General features: G+C 60.9%; 2 protein-coding genes. Both read right to left on the bottom strand.

All coding sequences use genetic code 11. The annotated features are described in order from the left end of the window. Window positions 1-1,888 (bottom strand): iron-containing alcohol dehydrogenase (locus tag RR842_RS13910; protein WP_332730180.1); only part of this gene is annotated, 1,888 nt, incomplete at its 3' end. Between the two features lies 1 nt (window position 1,889). Continuing rightward, the coding region (locus RR842_RS13905; RefSeq protein ID WP_332730178.1) for a thiamine pyrophosphate-dependent enzyme at window positions 1,890-2,433 on the bottom strand (544 nt) is incomplete at its 5' end.

Raw genomic sequence — 2,433 nt, 5'->3', positions numbered from 1 at the left:
TCCTTGCGAGGTCATCCGGACCCAAAAGCAGAGGGAAGTTGCCGAGCCTCTGGACATTGACCGATTCAACCAGCACCGGAACATCTGCTCTCCAATTGGAAGCCTTTATCACCGGCAAGCCCATCTCAGCGACTATCTGCTCAAACTCCAGCAGGCCGACACTCGGATCAAGATTGGTAGCAGTGCACTCGGGCAGTATCAGTGCGGAAATCTCGCTCAACGTCTTCCGGACATCGGCAAAAACAGCATTCGCTTCCGAAGGATCCCCCTCACAGCGAGCTAGCAGTTCCCCCCAGACGGCGGGCATACACAGGGCAACAGCGTGTCCGTGAGGTATGCCGTACAAGGACGTCAACTTGTAGCTCATCGCGTGGGCGGCGGTTGTAGTGGTCAGGTTTATAGCCTTCCCCGCAAGGTTGGCCACCTTCATCATCAGCCTCGCAGCCGTCACATCACCGTCCAGGTAAGCCCGCCAATTGGCTACCATCAGCCCGATAGCCTTTGCAGAGTACTCGCGGCTCTTCTCGCAGGCGCTCACGGACCAGTACGATTCGACGGCCTGGCACAGAGCATCAAGCAGAGTGCATTTCTTCTGGTACCCAGGAAGCATCTCTAGGCTGGATGCGTCGAGCACGGCCGCGTCAGGAAGCAGGCAGTCCTGCGCGATGGATGTCTTCACGCCGTCCACATAGCAGACGGCGAAGCGGGTCGATTCGCTGCCCGTCCCCGCCGTGGTGGGCACGGCGACGTGCGGGATCGGGCTATACGTAATCGTTTGGGTTGCAAACTCTCCCGCAGCCCCGTCACCCCGCATGCCCAAGAACGCCTTGATGCACTTGGCGACATCAATGGCACTGCCGCCGCCAACGCTGACGATCGATTCACATCCTGCATTCGCGAAGACTTCGAGGCCGGCTAGGACCTCATCGTAGGTGGGGTTTGACGAGAAGCCGCTGAAAACCTCGTATCCCGGGAAGGCATCGTCGAGAGTGTCCTTCACGCCGAAGGAGGCGAGGTGGCTGCCGGTGACGACCAAGGGCTTCCCGACCAGGACTGCGCGGAGCGCAGACCCCGCGTCGCAGACACCGTCGAGCCCGCCCGCGTAGCAGACACCGACGAGCGAGGCGCCGCCGTCGACAAGCTCGAACACAGGCTGTTGTTCGAAGTCATACATCCCGATGCCGGCGGACACCCTCTCCAGGTCCTCAAGGGTGTCGACCTCCTCGACGAAATGCCCTTCATAGCCGAACGCGTCAACGTCCATCAAATCGAACACCACGTTTGCAGCATTTTCAGCATATATTTTGACATCACCGGAGTCCACGAATCCACAAACGGCATCCAGCCAAACGGTCATCGACGCTTGGGATAGCTTGTAAAAGGGTTGGAAGGCGACGCAATCCGCATCGAAGATGCCGACGGAAACCTCGTGCACCTTCCCCCTGACAACGCGGGCCTTGAAGTCCTTCTCGGGAAGCGGGGCGGAAACGTCGACGGAACCGAGCGAGGGAACCTCGGAACCCAGCACCTTCCGCACATAGCCCATATCGAACACCAGGTCGCCGTGTAGCACGAGGAAGTCCCCGTCGCGCAGAAGGTCTCGGGCTAGGTACATCGAGTATATGTAGTTCGTCTGGTCGTACACCTCGTTGGGCACGAAGGAGAAGGTGCACCCCCGCGCCTCGAAGCGTGCGGCCTCGGCCCTCAGCTGGTCGGCGTAGGGACCGGTGGTCACGACGAAGTCGTCGATGCCGCAGGCGTGGAGGATGCGGAGCTGGCGCCCGAAGATGGTCTCGCCGTTTCCGAGCCTGACCATCGCCTTGGGGTTCGAGGCGGTGAGTTCGCCGAGCCTGCTTCCGAGCCCCGAGTTGAATATGAGAGCCCTCATGCTACGCTCCCTGCCTACAACGCGCGAACTTCTCCATCATGGCCGCCTTGTTCTCCTGGGGCGCGGTGGTGGGACGGCCCAGGTCTCCGCGGCTGCCCTGGTGCGTGGTGATCACTAGGGCGGTCTTCGCATTTTTGGCGAGAACCTCCATTCCCGACGAGATGTCCTCCGACGTGGATGCCTCGATCACCCGCTCGAAGCCAGAAGCCTTGAGGATCGCCGGGACGTCGATCCTCTGCCCGACCGTCGGCTGTCCGCCGACCGACTCGTGCGCCCCGTTGTTGTTCAGGATGTACTTGAAGTTCGCCGGCGCGTTCTGCGCGATGACGGAAAACGCCCCCATGTGCATGAGGAACGAGCCGTCACCGTCGACGCACCAGACATCCTTGTCGGTGCCGATAGCCATACCGAATGCAATGGAACTCGTGTGACCCATGCCGCCGACGGTCAAGAAGTCGTTTGCATGGCCCTGGCCGCGCCTCTCGCGGATCTCGAATATCTCCCGGCTCGTCTTGCCCGTGGTGGAGACGATGAAATCGTCGTCT

It is taken from the genome of Gordonibacter sp. (assembly GCF_036667095.1).
Taxonomy (GTDB): Bacteria; Actinomycetota; Coriobacteriia; order Coriobacteriales; family Eggerthellaceae; genus Gordonibacter.
This window is presented reverse-complemented; position numbering and strand designations above follow the sequence as displayed.